At 68.0% G+C, this 17,680-nt stretch carries 24 protein-coding genes; 14 read left to right on the forward strand and 10 right to left on the reverse strand.

Features of this window, described 5'->3' with window-relative positions; all coding sequences use genetic code 11:
• The first annotated feature begins 437 nt into the window (after positions 1–437).
• The gene (locus ACSHWB_RS17600; RefSeq protein WP_030481367.1) at positions 438–1,085 is read left to right on the forward strand and encodes a response regulator; all 648 of its coding nucleotides are present in this window, start codon (positions 438–440) and stop codon (positions 1,083–1,085) included.
• Between the two features lie 18 nt (positions 1,086–1,103).
• On the opposite strand, the gene ACSHWB_RS17605 is transcribed toward ACSHWB_RS17600, so the two are convergent.
• Both ACSHWB_RS17605 and bluB read right to left on the reverse strand, forming a co-directional pair.
• Complete coding sequence (locus tag ACSHWB_RS17605; protein WP_439663093.1) at positions 1,104–2,603, reverse strand: diguanylate cyclase; 1,500 nt, start codon at positions 2,601–2,603, stop codon at positions 1,104–1,106.
• A gap of 44 nt (positions 2,604–2,647) precedes the next feature.
• The gene (bluB, locus tag ACSHWB_RS17610; protein ID WP_439663094.1) at positions 2,648–3,280 is read right to left on the reverse strand and encodes a 5,6-dimethylbenzimidazole synthase; all 633 of its coding nucleotides are present in this window, start codon (positions 3,278–3,280) and stop codon (positions 2,648–2,650) included.
• A gap of 84 nt (positions 3,281–3,364) precedes the next feature.
• Here bluB and ACSHWB_RS17615 point away from each other — a divergent pair, with 84 nt between their 5' ends.
• Positions 3,365–3,721 carry a hypothetical protein gene (locus ACSHWB_RS17615; protein WP_439663095.1) on the forward strand — a complete coding sequence of 119 codons (357 nt, stop codon included), beginning with the start codon at positions 3,365–3,367 and terminating at the stop codon, positions 3,719–3,721.
• Here ACSHWB_RS17615 and rpsR read toward each other — a convergent pair.
• Genes rpsR through rpmB form a run of 4 tightly spaced genes read right to left on the reverse strand, consistent with a single transcriptional unit; the run spans position 3,669 to position 4,592 of the window.
• A complete protein-coding gene (rpsR, locus tag ACSHWB_RS17620; RefSeq protein WP_439663096.1) occupies positions 3,669–3,899 on the reverse strand; it encodes a 30S ribosomal protein S18 in 231 nt (76 codons plus the stop codon). The genes ACSHWB_RS17615 and rpsR overlap by 53 nt on opposite strands.
• Positions 3,899–4,192, reverse strand: coding sequence for a 30S ribosomal protein S14 (gene rpsN, locus ACSHWB_RS17625; protein WP_439663097.1), 294 nt, complete (start codon positions 4,190–4,192; stop codon positions 3,899–3,901). Before rpsN ends, rpsR begins: the two co-directional genes overlap by 1 nt.
• A 2-nt stretch (positions 4,193–4,194) precedes the next feature.
• Positions 4,195–4,362: a 50S ribosomal protein L33 gene (rpmG, locus tag ACSHWB_RS17630; RefSeq protein WP_330271177.1), complete on the reverse strand. Its 168-nt coding sequence runs from the start codon at positions 4,360–4,362 to the stop codon at positions 4,195–4,197.
• Positions 4,362–4,592 carry a 50S ribosomal protein L28 gene (gene rpmB / locus ACSHWB_RS17635; protein WP_439663098.1) on the reverse strand — a complete coding sequence of 77 codons (231 nt, stop codon included), beginning with the start codon at positions 4,590–4,592 and terminating at the stop codon, positions 4,362–4,364. Before rpmB ends, rpmG begins: the two co-directional genes overlap by 1 nt.
• Positions 4,593–4,643: 51 nt before the next feature.
• Between rpmB and ACSHWB_RS17640 the strand changes: the two genes are divergently transcribed.
• Genes ACSHWB_RS17640 through rpmF form a run of 3 tightly spaced genes read left to right on the forward strand, consistent with a single transcriptional unit; the run spans position 4,644 to position 5,937 of the window.
• Entirely contained in the window at positions 4,644–5,528 is an 885-nt protein-coding gene (locus ACSHWB_RS17640; RefSeq protein ID WP_439663099.1) for a GTP-binding protein, read from the forward strand.
• Positions 5,525–5,776, forward strand: coding sequence for a type B 50S ribosomal protein L31 (locus tag ACSHWB_RS17645; protein ID WP_439663100.1), 252 nt, complete (start codon positions 5,525–5,527; stop codon positions 5,774–5,776). Before ACSHWB_RS17640 ends, ACSHWB_RS17645 begins: the two co-directional genes overlap by 4 nt.
• Entirely contained in the window at positions 5,776–5,937 is a 162-nt protein-coding gene (gene rpmF, locus ACSHWB_RS17650; RefSeq protein WP_071812574.1) for a 50S ribosomal protein L32, read from the forward strand. Before ACSHWB_RS17645 ends, rpmF begins: the two co-directional genes overlap by 1 nt.
• Here rpmF and ACSHWB_RS17655 read toward each other — a convergent pair.
• Entirely contained in the window at positions 5,934–6,581 is a 648-nt protein-coding gene (locus ACSHWB_RS17655) for a histidine phosphatase family protein (protein ID WP_439663101.1), read from the reverse strand. The genes rpmF and ACSHWB_RS17655 overlap by 4 nt on opposite strands.
• 74 nt (positions 6,582–6,655) lie before the next feature.
• Between ACSHWB_RS17655 and ACSHWB_RS17660 the strand changes: the two genes are divergently transcribed.
• The 9 genes from ACSHWB_RS17660 (at position 6,656) to lepB (ending at position 14,420) form a co-directional block, all read left to right on the forward strand.
• Complete coding sequence (locus ACSHWB_RS17660; protein ID WP_439663102.1) at positions 6,656–6,973, forward strand: EthD family reductase; 318 nt, start codon at positions 6,656–6,658, stop codon at positions 6,971–6,973.
• The gene (locus ACSHWB_RS17665) at positions 6,970–7,785 is read left to right on the forward strand and encodes a 3-hydroxyacyl-CoA dehydrogenase family protein (RefSeq protein WP_439663103.1); all 816 of its coding nucleotides are present in this window, start codon (positions 6,970–6,972) and stop codon (positions 7,783–7,785) included. Before ACSHWB_RS17660 ends, ACSHWB_RS17665 begins: the two co-directional genes overlap by 4 nt.
• A gap of 10 nt (positions 7,786–7,795) precedes the next feature.
• A complete protein-coding gene (locus ACSHWB_RS17670) occupies positions 7,796–8,953 on the forward strand; it encodes a GNAT family N-acetyltransferase (protein WP_439663104.1) in 1,158 nt (385 codons plus the stop codon).
• Positions 8,953–9,738 (forward strand): SAM-dependent methyltransferase, encoded by a 786-nt coding sequence (locus ACSHWB_RS17675; protein ID WP_439663105.1) that lies wholly within the window; start codon positions 8,953–8,955, stop codon positions 9,736–9,738. Before ACSHWB_RS17670 ends, ACSHWB_RS17675 begins: the two co-directional genes overlap by 1 nt.
• Positions 9,739–9,775: 37 nt before the next feature.
• Positions 9,776–10,759, forward strand: coding sequence for a nucleotidyltransferase domain-containing protein (locus ACSHWB_RS17680; protein WP_439663106.1), 984 nt, complete (start codon positions 9,776–9,778; stop codon positions 10,757–10,759).
• Positions 10,760–10,778: 19 nt separating this feature from the next.
• On the forward strand, positions 10,779–11,390 hold the full coding sequence (locus ACSHWB_RS17685) for a trimeric intracellular cation channel family protein (RefSeq protein WP_439663107.1): 612 nt from the start codon (positions 10,779–10,781) through the stop codon (positions 11,388–11,390).
• A gap of 69 nt (positions 11,391–11,459) precedes the next feature.
• Positions 11,460–12,155 (forward strand): response regulator transcription factor, encoded by a 696-nt coding sequence (locus ACSHWB_RS17690; RefSeq protein ID WP_439663108.1) that lies wholly within the window; start codon positions 11,460–11,462, stop codon positions 12,153–12,155.
• Positions 12,152–13,537, forward strand: a complete 1,386-nt coding sequence (locus tag ACSHWB_RS17695) for a sensor histidine kinase (RefSeq protein ID WP_439663109.1) — start codon at positions 12,152–12,154, stop codon at positions 13,535–13,537. Before ACSHWB_RS17690 ends, ACSHWB_RS17695 begins: the two co-directional genes overlap by 4 nt.
• A 10-nt stretch (positions 13,538–13,547) precedes the next feature.
• Entirely contained in the window at positions 13,548–14,420 is an 873-nt protein-coding gene (gene lepB, locus ACSHWB_RS17700) for a signal peptidase I (RefSeq protein ID WP_439663110.1), read from the forward strand.
• Positions 14,421–14,478: 58 nt separating this feature from the next.
• On the opposite strand, the gene ACSHWB_RS17705 is transcribed toward lepB, so the two are convergent.
• The 3 genes from ACSHWB_RS17705 to ACSHWB_RS17715 are packed head-to-tail and all read right to left on the reverse strand — an operon-like array spanning position 14,479 to position 17,575.
• A complete protein-coding gene (locus ACSHWB_RS17705; RefSeq protein WP_439663111.1) occupies positions 14,479–15,384 on the reverse strand; it encodes a carbohydrate ABC transporter permease in 906 nt (301 codons plus the stop codon).
• Positions 15,381–16,334, reverse strand: coding sequence for a carbohydrate ABC transporter permease (locus ACSHWB_RS17710; protein ID WP_439663112.1), 954 nt, complete (start codon positions 16,332–16,334; stop codon positions 15,381–15,383). Before ACSHWB_RS17710 ends, ACSHWB_RS17705 begins: the two co-directional genes overlap by 4 nt.
• Positions 16,331–17,575 (reverse strand): ABC transporter substrate-binding protein, encoded by a 1,245-nt coding sequence (locus ACSHWB_RS17715; RefSeq protein WP_439663113.1) that lies wholly within the window; start codon positions 17,573–17,575, stop codon positions 16,331–16,333. The genes ACSHWB_RS17710 and ACSHWB_RS17715 overlap by 4 nt, the downstream gene beginning before the upstream one ends.
• Positions 17,576–17,680 lie beyond the last annotated feature (105 nt).

Below are 17,680 nucleotides of genomic sequence, written 5' to 3' on the forward strand. Positions count from 1 at the left end.
TCTCCGTGCAGGGCAGGGCTGTTGTGACGCACGTTACTTTCCGGTAAGGCTATTGCGAAAGACCTTCGCGTTTTCCGGTCTGCACCAACCGGCCTGTATCGATCCCGAAACCCATCAAGAACACATATGGGCAGAAACGTTGCCAATCGAGACATCTGAATCGGATTACCGAGGCTGTATCCGTGTTTCTGGTACGACATTCCACTTCGTGGGATTTTGATGTTTCGTCACTCAGTGTTCCGACGCCCCCTCCTGAACCCTGGTGGCATGCCTACGCAGCGAAGTCACGAGCCAATTCCGGTAACTGTGAACGCGGCCGGTGATCTCGAAAATCTGTAACCACATGATGAGATAACTGAGAATTAACGTGACCTTCGGCGTGCGTACGCCAAGATCACGAACATGAGGGAGCACGGAACGCCAATGCGGGAGGCGTCGTGATCAAGGTTCTGCTGGCCGACGACGAGGACCTCGTCCGTTCCGGCCTTCGCATGATCCTGAGCAGCGTCGGGGACATCGAAGTTGTTGCTGAGGCCGATGACGGACATCTGGTAGCCGACCTGGCACGCCAGCATCGTCCGCACGTTGTTCTGCTCGACATCCGGATGCGCACCTCGGACGGACTCGTGGCCCTGCGACGGCTGCGGACCCTGCCGGACCCACCGAGGGTCTGCATCCTGACCACGTTCGACGTCGATGAATATGTTTCGGAAGCCCTGCGTCTCGGCGCGGCCGGCTTCCTCCTCAAGGACACCGAACCCGAACAGCTCGTCAAAGCCGTGCGTGATCTCGCGCGCGGAGGAGCCGTTCTCGACCCCGGTGTCGCGGCCAGGGTTCTCGCGGCCGTGGCCGACGGTGAACGAATGGCGGAGCCTGCTCGCAGGCTGCTGCAAAGCCTGTCCGAACGCGAGCGCGAGGTGCTCGTGCTGATCGGCCAGGGCATGTCCAACGCGGAGATCGGCGGCACCCTGCACCTGTCGGAGGCGACGGTCAAGGGTTACGTCTCGTCCGTGCTCGGCAAGATCGGCGCGGTCAACCGCGTGCAGGCCGCACTGGTGGCCTACCGCGGCGGACTGATCGCCTGAGCCCCTAAGTCCAGGAACTCAGTTCCCGGACACGATCTCGGGCACCTCGTCCACCGAGGGCTCGACCTCGACTCTGTTGCGGCCGTGCCTCTTGGCTCGGTACAGCGCCATGTCGGCGGCCGCGAACAGCTGGTCCAGCTTGGCCGGTCCCGCCGCGACACCGATGCTGACGGTGGGGCGGCGGACCGCGCCGAGCACCATCGTCCAGTCGTGCCCGTCGACGGCCGCGCGGATCCGCTCCGCCACGTTCGGGCCGACGTCCATGTTCGGCCCCGTGTCGCCGAGCAGCACCACGAACTCGTCACCGGCCCAGCGCGCCACCAGGTCGTCCGACCGGCATTCCCGCCGCAGCAACCCGGCGATCTCGCGCAACGCCGCGTCGCCCGTCGCATGCCCGGCGTCGTCGTTGACGTTCTTGAACCAGTCCACGTCGACCAGCACCAGCCACGGCACCTTGCCGCGCGCCGCCGTCGACTCCAGCAACGCCGCCGCCGCGCGTTCCAGCCCCAGCCGGTTTGCCAGGCCCGTCAACGGGTCGCGCGCCGCGGCCTCCTGCGCCGCCACCGCGAGCCGTTGTGCCTGAACGGCCACCCGGCGCTGCTCCAGCGCCTGGCCGAGGCCTTCCTGCAACGTCTCCGTGGCCGTGCGCGAGGCCTGCATCGACCGGCGCAACGCCGCGGCCTCACCCTCCCCGTCACCCAGGGCGTGGCAGATGTCCGCAAGCTCAGTGGAGAACCGCAGCAGCAGTGACGTGTCGTTGATGCGTTCGGCGTTGGTCACCGCACGGGACGCGAGTGTGCGCGCCTCGTCGAGATCGTCCTGTTCGCGACGCACGACGGCGAGAACCCAGTTGCCGACCGAGATGCCCCACAGGTCGTTGGCGTCCACCGACAGCCGCAGGGTCTCCTCGCCCATCTCCTCGGCCTTGTCCAGCTGGCCGACACCGGCCAGGGACCTCCCGCACGCGCCGAGCAGCGCACGCCGGTGCCCCTCGTCCTTCACGATGCCGAGGCCCTCGTCGAGGTACGCCAGGGCTTCCTCGAAGATCGCCGGCGCCGCCGCGGGAGAACCCGAGCAGGCGCGGAAGTTGAGCGAGCCACCGAGACGCTGCAGGCACTGGGCCAGCACGTCGGTGTTGCCGGCCCGCCGCGCCACCTGAACGGACAGCCGCAGCATGTCCAGCGCCGCGCGCCGGTTGCCGATGCCCTCCATCAGATAACCGAGGGAGCCCATCGTGTGGGCCACGGCCGGGCTGTCGGAACGGTCGGTGTCGAGGTCGGTCCACCCCTCGGCGGCCAGTTCCAGTGCCAGCGGTATGCGGCCGAGGCGCCACGCCATGACCGCCCGGTTGACCAGCACCGCTGAGCGCACCCAGCGGTCTGCTCCGGGGGACACCTTCGTGACGACCTCGTCGAAGAGGCTGTTCGCCTCCGGCACGCGGCCAGCGTTGTACAACGCGCGGACCTCGAGGTCCAACCGCGGAATCTGGCCCGCTACCAGCGGATCGCGCTGCTCCACTCGTTCATCGACTCCGTTCCGACTCGCCGAGCGGCCCGCACAGGCTACCGGGTCGGTCGCGCCCCGTACCGATCGTGGTGCAGGACGTCATCAAGGGGTAGTCGGTTGCGCCAACCGTGACGTTCCAGATCGGGCGTTTCGGGCAGTGATCGAACCGGACCCACGCACAGCCACGCAACCGGACGGACCCTTGTGGGGATGTCCAGCAGGCGGCGCAGCACATCTTCTCGGTAGAAGCTCACCCAGCCAACACCGAGTCCCTCTTCCGTCGCGGCGAGCCACAGGTTCTGGATCGCCAGACACACCGAGTACAGGCCCGCGTCCGCGATCGCGTGCCTGCCGAGCACCGCCGGCGAGCCCCGGTCGGGGTCGTAGGTGACCACGATGCCCAGCGTCGACTCCATGACGCCCTCGACCTTGATACGAGCGAACGTCTCCGCCCGTTCATGATCCAGCTGAGCTGCGAAGACACTGCGTTCGGCCTGGACGTGGTCGCGGAAGGCGCGCCGGGTCGACTCGTCGCGCACCAGCACGAAGTCCCACGGCTGGGACAGGCCCACGCTCGGGGCCGCGTGTGCGGCCGTCAGCACCCGTCGCAGCACGTCGGACGGGATTTCCTCGCCGGAGAACTCGGCGCGCGTGTCCCTGCGTCGGTGGACTACTTCGTACAGGTTCATTCGAGCGATGGTGCCTCACTCGAAAGCACCAACTTCACGCTGGAGAGGTGGCGCTGATCTCACCTGACGCGATAGACCGATCGGATGCGAAGAATGAAAGGTGGTTACGGCTCCGCGCTCGGATTCGGCGGGGGAGTCGGTGTGGCCACGTTCACCGGTGCCTGGCCGCTGCTGGCCCTGATCCTGCTCGCCGCGGTCGTGGTGATCGTCTCGCTGCGGACCACCATCGTCGGCGCCGGTCTGGCCGCGCTGCAGTGCTGGGGCCTCTACGCGACCTTCTTGGTGGGTGTTCGTGGCGATCTGACGGTCGACGAACACACGACCTGGGCGCTCGCGTTGCTGGTGCAGCTCGCCGCGCTGGCCTTCCTGGCCAGCGCGGCGGTGCGGGTCATCGCGTTTGTGACGGGTACGGCAACAAGGCCATCTCCCGTGCGTTCTTGATCGCTGTGGCGACCTGACGCTGCTGCTGCGGCGTCAGGCCGGTCACGCGGCGGGACCGGATCTTGCCCCGGTCCGACAGGAACTTGCGCAGCAGCGTGACGTCCTTCCAGTCGACGACGGTCACGCCCTCCTTCGCGAGCAGGTTCACCCTGCGCTTGAGCGGCCTCTTCTCGCGCATCACCAGCTCGCCTTCGACACACCGGGAAGCTCGCCGCGGTGGGCCATCTCCCTCAGCCGGACGCGGGACAGGCCGAACTTCCGGTTGTAGGCACGTGGGCGTCCGTCCACGACGTCCCGGTTGCGCAACCTGGTCGGCGACGCGTCCCGCGGCAGTTTCTGCAGGCCCTGCAACGCTTCCGCGCGCGTCTCCGGGTTCCGCAGCTTCTCCTTGAGCTCGGCCCGCCGCTCCGCGTACCGAGCCACGACCTCGCGGCGGCGCTGGTCCGCGGCGATCTTCGACTTCTTCGCCACCGTCAGCGCTCCTCTTTGAAGTCGACGTGCCTGCGCGCCACCGGGTCGTACTTGCGCAGCACCAGCCGGTCCGGGTCGTTGCGCCGGTTCTTGCGGGTCACGTAGGTGTAGCCGGTGCCGGCGGTCGACCTCATCTTGATGATCGGCCGGATGTCCGTGCTCTTGGCCATCAGACCTTCACCCCTTGTGCGCGGAGCCGGGCCACGGTGGCCTCGATGCCCAGCTTGTCGACGGTCTTGATGCCCTTCGCGGACAGCGTCAGCGTCACGAACCTGTTCAGCGACGGCACGAAGTACCGCTTCTGCTGGATGTTCGGGTTCCACCGGCGTCGCGTCTTGCGTTGCGAGTGCGAGACGCGGTTGCCGAAGCCCGGCTCACGGCCGGTCAGCTGGCAGCGCATGGGAGACCTCTCTGTTTGAAACGACATTCGTTTTCAACTACGGTACCTCACATGGAAACCGTTGTCGTTATGGTGGCGGGGCTGGTCGACCACGACGTCGCCGTGCGGGTGTGGCGGGACCGGCCCGGTTCGGTGCTCGTGCGGCACGTAGCTGCGGAAACGTCCGTGCGGCGCTGGGTCGACGGCATCGCGACCGAGGTGGAACTGCTGCACGGCTGCGTGTCCTGCACCGTGCGGGAGGACCTGCGGGAGGTGCTTTCAGGTCTGGCGGGCCACACGGTCGTGCTGCACCTGGACCCGCTGCTGGAACCCGACGCGGTGCGCCGCAATCTGGGCGTCGACGTCGAGTGCGTGATCACCGTGCTCGACGCGGCGACCTGGCTGGACGACGCCTTGGGCGACGCGTCCATGGTCAGCGACCAGCGCACGGTGGCGCAGGTGGTCGTCGCGCAGGCCGAGGCCGCGGATGTGCTGGTGCTGCAAGGAGATGCGGACGAACGCACGCTCGCCGTGCTCGACCGGCTGGCTCCCGGCGCACACCGCTGCACGCCCGAGACGGTGGTCGTGCGCAAGAGCGCACGACCGCGATTGGTGCCCCTGACGCCGGAATGCGGTGTCTCGACGGCGGTTTTCACGGCGGACCGGCCGTTCCACCCGGCGCGCCTGAACGAGGCGCTCGACTCGTTGCTGGACGGAACGGTCGTGCGCTCGCGCGGCCGGCTCTGGGTCGCGGACGAGCCGGACGTCGCACTGCACCTGGAATCCGCGGGCTGCGGGATGCACGTCGGTGAGGGCGGGCCGCGCGGGGGCAGGACCACTCAGATCGTGGCGATCACCCTGGGCGAGCCGGACTCCATCACCGCGGCGTTCGCCGAAGCGCTGCTCACCGACGACGAACTGTCCTTCGTGGACTCGATCCGAAAGTTGGATGTATGAAGCCAGGAATCCACCCCGACTACCACCCGGTCGTCTTCCAGGACGCGTCCACGGGCAAGACGTTCCTGACCCGCTCGACCGCGACCTCCACGAGGACGATCGAGTGGGAGGACGGCAGGTCGTACCCGCTGCTCGTCGTCGACATCACCGCCGACTCGCACCCGTTCTGGACCGGCACGCAACGGCTCGTCGACACCGCGGGCCGGGTCGAGAAGTTCAACCGCCGCTACGGAAAGCGAGAGCGCTGATGGCCGTTCCCAAGCGCAAGACGTCCAGGTCCAACACGCGGCACCGCCGGTCGCAGTGGAAGGCCACGGCGCCGGATCTGGTGCGCGTGCGGACGCTGGACGGCAAGGAGCTCCTCGTTCCCCGCCGTCTCGTCGCGGCCTACAAGCGCGGGCTGCTCTAGACGGGGTGCTGGACCGTCCCGTCCGGTGAGTCGCGCCACTGGTCGAAGGGACGGTCCAGCCTCCAGCCGGTGCCGTCGTGGTCGAGCACGCGGTTCTCGCAGGTGTCCGGATTGGACAGTGACTCGAACAGGTCGATGCTCCAGTCGAAGAACCTGCGGCACAGCAACCTGATCGTCAGTCCGTGCGACACGACCAGCACGGTCTTCGGGTGGTTCTCGTCCTTGTGCATCCGCACGGTCAGGCCGTCGAGGAACGCTGCCACCCGGTCGTCCACGTCCGCGCCGGACTCCCCGTTGGGCAACCGGAAGAAGAAGTGCCCGAATGCGTGCCGCTGGTGCTTGAGCATCTCCTGCTGCACCGGGTCCTGCAGGTTGCCCCAGTCCTGCTCGCGCACCCTCGGCTCGGTGACGACCCGCTCGGCGTCGAGGCCCAGCAGCTCGAACGTCCGCTTCGTCCTCTTGTACGGCGACACGTAGGCCGCGACCTGGTCGTCGCCGATCAGGTTCTTGATCGTCGGACCGGCGGCGCGCGCCTGGTCCTCGCCGGTCGGGGTGAGCGGGAGGGCGTGGTCGGGGATGCGGCAGTAGGCGAGCTCGTCGACGTTGCCGAGGCTCTGTCCGTGGCGCAGCAGGATGATCCGCACCTCACCATCGTGCCTCAGGTCCGCGAGTGCCCTGGGCGTTACAGTGCTCGGCGAGTCGAGGAGGATGGTGTCACATGATCAAGTACATCGCGCTGTACAAGAAGCCCGCCGACGCGGAGGGCTTCGACCAGAAGTACTTCGAGTCGCACCTGCCGATCGTGAACTCGGTTCCCGGCATCGTGCGCGCGGAGGTCGCCAGGGTGCAGCGGGTGGTCTTCGCCGGCTTCCTCGGTGAGACCGACCTGCACCTGATCGCGGAGATGTACTTCGAGTCCGAGGAGTCGTTCAAGGCGGCCCTGCAGACGCCGGAGTGGGCCTCGGCCGGTGCCAACCTGGGCGAGATCGGCGGGATGGAGCTGGTCGCGATGTTCAGCGCCGAGGTCGTGTCGTGAAGGCCGTCGTCATCGGCGGCGGCACCATGGGCGCGGGCATCGTGCACCTGCTGCTGGCCGGCGGGCACGAGGTCACGCTGTCGGAGGCCGACGCCGAACGCGCCGAGCAGGGCAGGCTCGCCGTCAAGCGGTCGCTCGACAAGGCGCAGGAGAAGGGCAAGCTCGCCGACGCGGAGGCGGTGTTCGCGAACCTGAGCACGGGTGAGCTGCCCGCGGACGCCGAGCTGGTCGTCGAGGCCGTGCCGGAGAACGTGCCGCTGAAGCAGAAGGTCCTCGGTCTCGCGGCCGAGAAGTGCCCTCAGGCGGTCCTGGCCTCCAACACGTCCTCGCTGTCGATCTCCGAGATCGCCGCGGGACTGCCCGGCGAACGCGTGCTGGGCATGCACTTCTTCAACCCCGTCCCGGTGCAGCAGCTCGTCGAGCTCGTGCACCACGAGGGCGTCGACCCCGCGAACGTGGCCAAGGCGCGAACCTGGGCGGAACAACTGGGAAAAACCGTGATCGAAGTGCGGGACTCCCCTGGTTTCGCCACGTCTCGACTGGGCGTCGCCGTTGGCATGGAAGCGATTCGCATGCTGGAGGAGGGTGTCGCCTCCGCGGCGGACATCGACACCGGCATGAAACTCGGTTATCGCTGGCCAATGGGTCCGCTGGAGCTCACCGACCTGGTCGGGCTCGACGTGCGGCTGGCGATCGCGGAGCATCTCGCGGCACAGCTGGGACCGCGGTTCGAGCCCCCGCGGTTGTTGCGGGACAAAGTCGCCGGTGGCGAGCTGGGGAAGAAGACAGGTCAGGGCTTCTTTTCCTGGTAGATAGTTGTCCGTGCACATCCGTGAGTACACCGAGGACGACCTCGACGCCGTGTTCGGGCTTCGCAAGCTCGCGTTCAACTCGACCCAGCGGCCGGAACGGTTGCTGAAACCGGGAACGCACGGCCTGGTCGCCGAGATCGACGGCAGGGTCGCGGGTGTGCTCGGCATCGGCTCGTACGCGCAGTTCTACGGCGGCGCCGCGGTACCCATGGGTGGGATCGGCGGCGTCGCCGTCGACGGGGCGTACCGCGGGCGCGGGATCGCGAACGCGTTGCTCGACGCCTCGTTGAGCACCATGCGGGAGCACGGTCAGGCGCTCTCGGTGCTCTACGCGACCGTGCCGACCCTGTACCGGGGCCGCGGCTGGGAACGCACCGGTGTCCTCGAGTGGGTCGAGCTGCCGATGGACAGGCTGCTCTCGGTTCCCAGGCCGTCCGAGCGGATCGCGTCGCGCCCGGCGGAGGAGAGCGATCTCCCCGCGTTGCACGAGTGCTACCTGCAGGTGGCGCGGACGATCGACGGCATGGCGGACCGCCGCCCGCCGAGGTTCGACCTCGGCAAGGTGCTCGAGATGGACCTGGTGAGCGTGCTGCCCGGTCAGGACGGCCTGCGCGGCTACCTGACGGCCACGCGCGAACCGGGCGGGGACATGGGCAGGCTCAAGGTCCACGACCTGATCGGCGTCGACGTCGAGGCCCAGCTGACCCTCCTCGCCTCCCTGGCGTCGTGGACGGGCACGCTGGAGGCGATCGACCTGCGCGTCACCGACCCGGCGACGCTCGACTTCCTGGCCGGCACGCCGTTGCGCTACTCGGTGTGGACCGCGACGTGGATGCAGCGCGTCGTCGACCTGCCCGCCGCCGTGGCCGCACGCGGCTGGCCCCGCCTGCCCGACCTCGCGGTGGACCTGGAGATCGTCGACGACCACGCGCCGTGGCACGCGGGCCCGCAGCGCCTCGTCGTCGAGGACGGCACGGTGCGCGTCGAACCCGGCGGCACGGGCGCGGTGCGGCTGCACGCGCGGGCGCTCGGCCCGTGGTTCTCCGGCGCGCGGAACACGCATGCGTTGTGGCGCGCGGGTTTGCTGGAGGGCGACCAGGCCGAAGCGGCGGTGCTCGACCAGCTCACCGGCTCGTCCGGCACACCCCGGCTCGCGGACTTCTTCTGATGGCCGACGTCTACCACGAGGTCATGCGCGCGATCTGGGACCACAACCTGCACTTCGGTCTCTGGACGTCCGAAGAGGACGAGTCGTCCAACCGCATCGCCGCCGAACGGATGACCGCGCTGCACATCGACCGGCTCGGCGCCCGCCACGGCTGGCGGGTGCTGGACCTGGGCCGCCGCGTCGGCACGTCCGCGTTCCGGCTGGCCGAGGCGTCGCACGCCGACATCGTCTCGGTCTCGCCGAGCTCCGAACACGTCGCGCGCGCCAACACCCGTGCCGAGGCGCTGTTCGTGGACGACCAGGTGCGGTTCGTGCACGGCGATCCGCACGCGATGCCGTTCCCCGACGACACGTTCGACGCGGCGTGGGCCGTGGAGACGTTGCCGCACCTGGGAGGCAGGGCCGGGGTGCTGCGGGAGCTGGCCCGCGTGGTCAAACGATCCGGTGTCGTCGTGGTGTCGGACTTCGTGCAGCGCAGGCCCGTGCCGGAGGGGCTGATCGACCAGCTGGACTCGATTCTGACCACGTACGAGATCGACGAGCTGCCGACGTTCGCCGGGTATCCGAAGTTGTTGGCGTCAGCCGGTTTGCGGGTCGTGGAGCTGCTGGATCTGAGCAACGAGACGCGCAAGACCGTGCCGCGCATGCAGATCGGTGCTCGCAAGCACTACGACGCACTCGTTGCGGCGCACGGAGACGAGGCGAGGCGGTATCTCGACGAAATCCTTTCGCCGCTCGCGATCCAGCCGTCACTGGGCTATTTGCTCGCCGTAGCGCGCGTCTGAGTTCGTCCAGGCCGTCCCGTCAAGTAACAATGAACGTGTGGCGGGGGACCAGGACGAGGTCAGGCATGCCTACGGCGACAACATGGGTTGGCGCCTGAAGGGCTATGCGAAGCGGCGCAGCGGGCCACCGGTCAGCGTGCGGGAGCTCTCGCGCGCCGAGTTCCTGGCGATCAGACCGTTCTTTGACGCCGAGGACAACCCGTGGCTCGTGGACATGAACGAGGTGGTCGAGGAGATCCGGCCGAGCGTCGAGCAGGTGCTCGGCCCGCTGAACCCCGACCAGGACTACTACGTCAACGGACACCCGCTCGACTGGGACCGCGACCCGGTGCAGGTCGCACGTGACCTGCTCGACCTCAAGTACCCGCTGGCCAGGGCCGCGTTCCTCGGCGGCAGCGTGGCGTCGGGGACCTACACGGCGAACTCCGACCTGGACATGGTCGTGATCGTCGACGACCTGCCCGGCGCGTTCCGGGAGACGTTGCGGTACCGCGGCTGGCCCGTCGAGCTGTTCTGCCACACGATCGAGTCGTTCCAGGACTTCGTGGCCCGCGACACCGAGGGCCGGCGGCCCCCGTTGCTGCACATGTGCGCCGAGGGTTTCCTGATGCTCGACGCCGACGGCACCGGTCAGCGCATGCGGGCCGACGCGCGCGCTCAGTTGGACGCGGGCCCTCCGCTCGCGACGATCACCGAGATGGAAGACCGTCGCTACGGCACCACGGACCTGCTGGAAGACCTCATCGGCGCACGGGACGAGGACGAGCGTCTGTTCGTCGCGGCGCGGTTGCTGACCTGTGCGGGAGAGCTCGCGCTGGTCGTGCAGAACCGGTGGCTCGGGCACGGGAAGTGGCTGATGCGCCGGCTGCGGGAGGCCAAGGAGGACGAGATCGTCGACTCCTACCGGGCACTGGTGCGGGGTGAGGGCGCCGAGCGGTTCATCGCCGTCGTGGAGGCCGTGCTGGAGTCCGCCGGCGGGCGGCTGGACGCCGGTTACCGCCGGGCAGCGCCGCCGCGCTGAACCACTATTCTCTCCGTTCGTGCTGCTCATCGTCCTGGAGCTGATCGGTATCGCGGTCTTCGCCGCCTCCGGGGCGGTGGCGGCGGTCCGCGCGCGCCTCGACGTGTTCGGCGTGATCATCCTGGCGCTCACCACGGCGCTGGGCGGCGGCATCATCCGCGACGTGCTGCTCGGCGTGCATCCGCCGACGAGCCTGCGGAACTGGCCGTACCTGCTGGTGGCGGGCGGGACGGGGCTGATCGTCTTCTGGTTCCACCCGCAGGTGGCGAAGCTCCGGCGCAGCGTGCTGCTGCTGGACGCCGTGGGGCTCGGCCTGTTCGTCACGTCCGGCACGTCGACCGCGTTGTCACTCGGTGCGACGCCCTACGCCGCGTGCCTCATCGGCATGACGGCGGGCATCGGCGGTGGCGCGCTCCGCGACCTGCTCCTCCGTGAGATTCCTTTGGTCCTCAGGAGAGAGATCTACGCCGTGGCTGCGCTGTGCGGCGCGGTCGTCGTCGCGGTGGGGGAATGGGCCGGACTGCCGAAAGGCCTGGTCGCGCTGACTGGTGCGTCAATAATCATCACCATCAGGCTGATTGCGCTCTGGCGGAAGTGGAATGCGCCTGTCGCGCGGGGCTTGGAGGGCTAACGCCGAACTCACACCCGCAGTTAGGGCCCTTCTCAGGCGGCTCTCAGATCCCTCGGCAAGACTGCCCCCATGCGCATCCTCGTTGTCGACGACGACCGGGCGGTCAGGGAGTCACTCCGCCGCTCGCTCCAGTTCAACGGCTACCAGGTCGAGACTGCCGGCGACGGCATGCAGGCCCTGGAGTCGGTGACCGCCGCCAGGCCGGACGCGATGGTGCTCGACGTGATGATGCCCCGCCTCGACGGCCTCGAGGTGTGCCGCAGGCTGCGCAGCACCGGTGATGATCTGCCGATCCTCGTGCTCACCGCGCGTGACGCCGTGAGCGACCGGGTGTCCGGGTTGGACGCCGGCGCCGACGACTACCTGCCGAAGCCGTTCGCGCTGGAGGAGTTGCTGGCCCGGTTGCGCGCTCTGCTGCGCAGGGCGGCCCACGACGACGACGCTGCCCAGCAGTCCGCCGCCGTGTTGAAGTTCGCGGACCTGGAGCTGGATCCGTCCACCCGCGACGTCCGTCGCGGCGAGCGCCCGATCAGCCTCACCCGCACCGAGTTCGCGCTGCTCGAGCTCCTGCTGGCGCACCCGCGCCAGGTGCTCACCCGCAGCCGCATCCTGGAGGACGTGTGGGGATACGACTTCCCGACCTCGGGCAACGCTCTCGAGGTCTACGTGGGGTACCTGCGCCGCAAGACCGAGCTGGAGGGCGAGCCGAGGCTGATCCACACGGTGCGCGGGGTGGGCTACGTCCTGCGGGAGACCCCTCCGTGATCGTTGAACCACAGGGGCGCCTGCAACGGGCGTCGTTGCGGGCCCGTGTCACCTGGCTGGCGGCCTTCTGCGTGGCCGGAGCCGTCGCGTTGGTGTCCCTCGGGGCGTACATGGTCGTGCGCAAGAGCACCTACGACGCGCTCGACGACGGCCTGAGGCAGCGCGCCGCCACGGTCGCGAACGGCACGAAGGTCACCACGCCGGACGAGGTCGCGAACTACCCGGCGGCGTTCCTGGCCGCGGGCGACGTGAAGATGGGCGTGCTGCTGGCAGACCCCGGGAAGATCATCTACCCGAAGGACTCCACCCCGCCGCCCAGCGTCCAGGAGGCCTGGGACGTCGCCGACGGCGACCGGGACGAGTTCATCTGGACCGACCACAAGACCGAGACGCGGGTCATCGCCGTCGCGTACCAGCCGGGCCAGGCGATCATCATCGCCCAGTCGATGGTGCCGCAGAGGACCACGTTGGCCAAGCTCAGCGTCGTCCTGCTGCTCATCGGCGGTGCCGGCGTGCTGCTCGCGGCCATCGCGGGCACGGCGGTCGCGCGCACGAGCCTGCGGCCGGTGCAACGGCTCACCGAGGCGACCGAACGCGTCACGAACACCGGCGACCTGACCCCGATCCCGGTGGCGGGCGACGACGAGCTGGCGCGCCTGACGCACAGCTTCAACGCGATGCTCGGCGCCGTCGCCGAGTCGCAGGAACGGCAGCGCCGCCTGGTCGCCGACGCGGGCCACGAGCTGCGCACCCCGCTGACGTCGATGCGCACGAACCTGGAGCTGCTGCTCGCCTCGGAACGCCCGGACTCCCCGACGTTGTCGCCGGAGGACAAGTCGGAGATCCAGGCGGACGTGCGAGCCCAGATCGACGAGCTGACCACGCTGATCGGTGACCTGGTCGAACTGGCCCGCGAGGACGCCCCGCAGGTCATCCACGAGCCGGTCGACCTGGTCGAGGTGGTGGAACGGTCGATGGACCGCGCCCGCCGCCGCGCCTCGAACGTCACGTTCGACGTGCAGCTGCAACCGTGGACACTTCTGGGTGATTCGAGTGCTCTCGAGCGCGCGGTGCTGAACCTCCTCGACAACGCGGTGAAGTTCAGCCCCTCGGGCTCGGCGGTGCGGCTGACCCTTCGTCAGATGGGCGACGGCAGCGCCACCGTGGAGGTGGCGGACGCGGGCCCCGGCATCGCGGACGCCGATCTACCTCACGTTTTCGAGCGGTTCTACCGCTCGTCCGAGGCGCGGACCCTGCCGGGTTCGGGCCTCGGACTCGCCATCGTCAAACAGGTGGCGCAACGGCACGGCGGCACGGCCACGGCGGGCAGAGCCCCCGAGGGTGGAGCCCTGTTCACGTTGCGCCTACCCGGACGTCCGTAAGGTGGGGCGTGTGAGTCATCGCGTGAACGACGATTCCTCGTCGACCTGGGAGACGACCCCTCCCACCGGAGACGGCCCCGCTGAACCCACGTCGCGCTTCTCGACGTCCGGTTCGAGGTCTTCGTCCTCTTCGTCGTACGAGGATCGCTCACCGCGCTCCTCCGCGTACGAGGACGACCCCGCGCCCAGGTTCTCCAGGAAGAAGACGAAGAAGAAGCAGCCGTTCTGGAAAGAGCTGCTGGTCATCTTCAGCGTGGCGCTGCTGCTGACCGTCGTCATCCAGACGTTCGTCGCGCGCGTGTTCGTCATCCCGTCGGCCTCGATGGAGACGACGCTGCACGGCTGCACGGGCTGCGTGAACGACAAGGTGCTGGTCGAGAAGATCACGTACCTGTTCGGCGACCCGAGGCCGGGCGACGTCATCGTCTTCCGCGGCCCGCCGAACTGGACCGGCGGCAAGGAGCCCCCGAACTTCGTGGTGGGCACGCTGCAGGACCTCGGCTCGATGGTGAACCTCTCCGAGCCGAGTGGCACGGACTTCATCAAGCGCGTCATCGCCGTCGGCGGCCAGACCGTCGAGTGCTGCGACGACCAGGGCCGCGTGATGGTCGACGGCAAGCCGCTCGACGAGCCGTACATCAACTTCGGTGGCGGGCCGCGGCAGCAGGACTCGTTCGAGAAGGTCACCGTTCCCGCGGGCAAGCTGTGGGTGATGGGCGACAACCGCAACAACTCGTCGGACTCGCGCAAGCACGGGGACCCGACGCCGGCCGACGGTGCGATCCCGATCGACAACGTGGTGGGCAAGGCCCGGGTGATCGTGATCCCCGTGGGGCGGTGGGGGTCGATCTCGGACTTCAACCCGCAGACCGGCGGGAAGTAGTTCTTCCAGCAACGCGGAAGGGGCGGCGACCACGTGGTCGCCGCCCCTTCCGCCGTTCTCAGCCCTTCGTGGACCCCAGCGTCAGCCCACCCACGAACTGCCGCTGCAACACGAAGAACACCACCAACGTGGGCAGCGCGACCAGGAGAGAACCCGCTGCGATCAGGTTGTTGTCGGTGAAGAACGTGCCCTTCAGGTTCTGCAGAGCAGACGTGACCGGCATCTTGTCGCCGTCCTGGATCAGCACCAACGCCCACAGGAAGTCGTTGTAGATCCAGGTGAACTCCAGCGTCGCCAGCGCCGCGAGCACCGGCCGGCACAGCGGCAGGGTCAGCTGCCAGTACTGCCGGAACACCGACGCCCCGTCGACGCGGGCGGCCTCGGTCAGCTCGTACGGGATGGTCTTCATGTAGTTCGACAGCACGAACGTGCAGAAGCCCATCTGGAACGCGATGTGGATCAGGATCACGCCGAGCGGTGAGTCGATCAGCGACTCGCTCTCCGACATCCACGCCGGCAGCTCGATCAGCCGGTACAGCCGCCACAGCGGCGTCACGATCACCTGCTGCGGCAGCAGGTTGCCCGCGGTGAACAGCATCAGCAGCGCGATGTTGAACTTGAAGCTGAACCGCGACACCGCGAACGCCACCATCGAGCTCAGCAGCAACGTGATGAGCAGGGCGGGCACGGTGATCAGGAACGTGTTCCAGTAGAAGTGCGGCAGGTCGCCGATCTCCCACGCCTTCGCGAAGTTCTCGAACGTCAGCGACTTCGCGATGGAGAAGTAGCCGTTGACCGACGTGTCGTCGTAGGTCCGCAGTGACGCGTAGACCGCCCACAGCAGCGGTGCCAGCGTCATCAGGCACGTCAGGATCAGGAAGACGTGCAACGCCACGCGCGCCGGCGTGACCGGACGTTTCTTCGAAGAGACCGGCGCCGTAGGCCGTTCCAGCGTGGCCGTCACGACCGGTTCTCCTTGCTGAACGTCTGGTACAGGTACGGGATGATGACGCCGAGCGAGATCGTCAGCAGGATCACCGCGACGGCGGATCCGCGGCCGATGCGCGAAGCCTCACCGATGATGTTGTCGGTCACCAGCACCGACAGCAGCTCAAGGCCGTTGCGTCCCTTGTTGATGACGTACACGATGTCGAACGCTCGCAGCGCCTCGATCACCGTCACCACGGCCACCACGATGTTCACCGGCTTCATCACCGGGAAGGTAACGCGGAAGAACGTCTGCGCGGCTGAGGCGCCGTCCAGTGACGCGGCTTCCTTCAGCGCGGGGTCGACGGATTTCAGGCCCGCCAAGTACAACAGCATGATGTAGCCGGTGTGCCGCCACGCCGCCGCGACCATCACCGCGTACAGGTTGATGTCCGAGTCGCCGATCCAGTCGACCGGTTTGTCGAGGCCCAGCACCGAGTTCAGCAGGCCGCCGTCCGGCGTGTAGATCAGCTGCCAGATGAACCCGACCAGCGCGAGCGACAGCACCATCGGCATGTACAGCGCGCTCTGGTAGATCCGGCTGAACCGGAGCTCGCGGTCGAGCAGCACGGCGAGCAGCAGGCCGGCCGCCGTCGGCACGACGAGCAGGAAGCCCAGCCAGATCAGGTTGTGCTGCACCGCGGGCCAGAACCGCGGGTACTCGGTGAAGATCTCGACGTAGTTCCCGACACCGATCCACTCGATGTCCTCGAAGCCGCCGATGCCGTTCCACCTGCTGAACGACAACGCGACCGAGCCCAGCGTCGGGATCCACACGAACAGCAGGTGCACGATCGTGGGGATGCCGAGCATGAGGGCCAGCACGAGTTTGTCCGTGCCGGCGAGGGCCGTGGCACGCTTTCCACGCCGACGAGGCGGCGGCCCGCTGGGGGCCACCGCCTTCGGCTTCTCCTGCAACGCGGTCACTTGAAGATGTTCTTCGCCTGATCAGCCATGCCCTTGAGCACGGAGTCGATGTTGTTCGGGTCCTTGATGAACTCGATGAGGCCGTTGGTGGCCGCCTCGCTCGCGAAGCCGGGGTCGGTGTCGCGGTCGAGGAACTGCGTGATGTGCTTGGCGTTCTTGATGGTGTCCGCCACCTTCTTCTGCAGCGGGCTGTAGCTCGCCTGGTCCGCCTTCTGGTTGGTCGCGACCGCGGTCGGGTCGGCCTTCAGGTAGGCGAGCTGCGGCTCGGCGCTCGACAGGTACTCGAGCAGCTTCAGGCCACCGTCCGAGTTGGACGGCTTCTTCGCGAGCATGTAGCCGTCGATCGGCGCCTCGACCGTGTCGATGCCGTGCGTCGGGTTGATCTCCGGGAACGGGAAGAAGTCGAGGTCTTCCTTGTCCGCGTCCGGGAACTGCTGGCCGACGAACGCGCCGAGCAGGTACATGCCGGACTTCTTCTGCTGCAACGTCTGCGCGGCTTCCTGCCACTCGCGGCCGAGCGCGTTCTCCTGGTGGAACGGCAGCAGCCGCTTCCAGGTGTCGAACACGTCCTTGACCCGCTTGTCCTGCCAGTCTTCCTTGCCCGCCAGCAGGTCCACGTGGAACTGGTAGCCGTTGGTGCGGAAGTTCAGCTGGTCGAACGTGCCCATGCCCGGCCAGCCCTGCTTCTGGGCGAAGGCGATCGGGATCAGGCCGTCGGCCTTCATCTTCGTGGCGAGCGCGACGAGCTCGTCGAGCGTCTTCGGGACCGCGTAGCCCTTCTCCTGCCACACGCTCTTCCGGTAGAACATGCCCCACGCGTACTGGGTGAACGGCACGAAGTACTGCTTGCCGTCCGTGCCCGTGGAGGCCTGCTTGAGCGCGTCGGAGTAGTTGCCGCCGACCTTGCCCCACAGGTCGGAGAGATCGCCGGTGAGACCCTGGTCGGCGAAGAACCGCATGCGGTAGCCGGCGAACCACGCGAGCACGTCGTCCGGCTTGCCCTGCAGGTAGTTGTTGATCTGCTCCTGGTACTGCTCGTGCTGCTTGGTGTTGATCGTGACGGACAGCCCGCCCGACTGGGCCTCGAAGGCCTTCACCGCAGCCGTGATCGCGTCCTTCGGCACCTGGTCGGACAGGTTGTTGCCGAAGGTGACCACCTTCGAGTCGGCGCCCGTGCCCGAACCGCCACCGCACGCCGACAGAAGACCACCGGTCGCGGCAACGCCCGCACCGGCCAGCATGACTCGCAGCATCGTTCGCCGACCGAAGTGCGGTAACGGAGTGGAACCAGGCGTGTGCAGAACCATCATCGCTCCTACAGGTGACACTCGCACGTGCGAACCGAA

Origin of the sequence: Lentzea sp. HUAS TT2, assembly GCF_051853195.1 — a bacterium.
GTDB lineage: Bacteria > Actinomycetota > Actinomycetes > Mycobacteriales > Pseudonocardiaceae > Lentzea.

Excerpts from the sequence above, each read along its gene's own strand:
- ACSHWB_RS17690 (WP_439663108.1), top strand. The coding sequence starts at position 11,460 with ATGCGCATCCTCGTTGTCGACGACGACCGGGCGGTCAGGGAGTCACTC.
- ACSHWB_RS17675 (WP_439663105.1), top strand. The coding sequence starts at position 8,953 with ATGGCCGACGTCTACCACGAGGTCATGCGCGCGATCTGGGACCACAAC.
- ACSHWB_RS17640 (WP_439663099.1), top strand. The coding sequence starts at position 4,644 with ATGGAAACCGTTGTCGTTATGGTGGCGGGGCTGGTCGACCACGACGTC.
- rpmB (WP_439663098.1), bottom strand. The coding sequence starts at position 4,592 with ATGCGCTGCCAGCTGACCGGCCGTGAGCCGGGCTTCGGCAACCGCGTC.
- bluB (WP_439663094.1), bottom strand. The coding sequence starts at position 3,280 with ATGAACCTGTACGAAGTAGTCCACCGACGCAGGGACACGCGCGCCGAG.
- rpmF (WP_071812574.1), top strand. The coding sequence starts at position 5,776 with ATGGCCGTTCCCAAGCGCAAGACGTCCAGGTCCAACACGCGGCACCGC.
- ACSHWB_RS17615 (WP_439663095.1), top strand. The coding sequence starts at position 3,365 with ATGCGAAGAATGAAAGGTGGTTACGGCTCCGCGCTCGGATTCGGCGGG.
- ACSHWB_RS17660 (WP_439663102.1), top strand. The coding sequence starts at position 6,656 with ATGATCAAGTACATCGCGCTGTACAAGAAGCCCGCCGACGCGGAGGGC.
- rpmG (WP_330271177.1), bottom strand. The coding sequence starts at position 4,362 with ATGGCCAAGAGCACGGACATCCGGCCGATCATCAAGATGAGGTCGACC.
- ACSHWB_RS17715 (WP_439663113.1), bottom strand. The coding sequence starts at position 17,575 with ATGCTGGCCGGTGCGGGCGTTGCCGCGACCGGTGGTCTTCTGTCGGCG.
- rpsR (WP_439663096.1), bottom strand. The coding sequence starts at position 3,899 with ATGCGCGAGAAGAGGCCGCTCAAGCGCAGGGTGAACCTGCTCGCGAAG.
- ACSHWB_RS17645 (WP_439663100.1), top strand. The coding sequence starts at position 5,525 with ATGAAGCCAGGAATCCACCCCGACTACCACCCGGTCGTCTTCCAGGAC.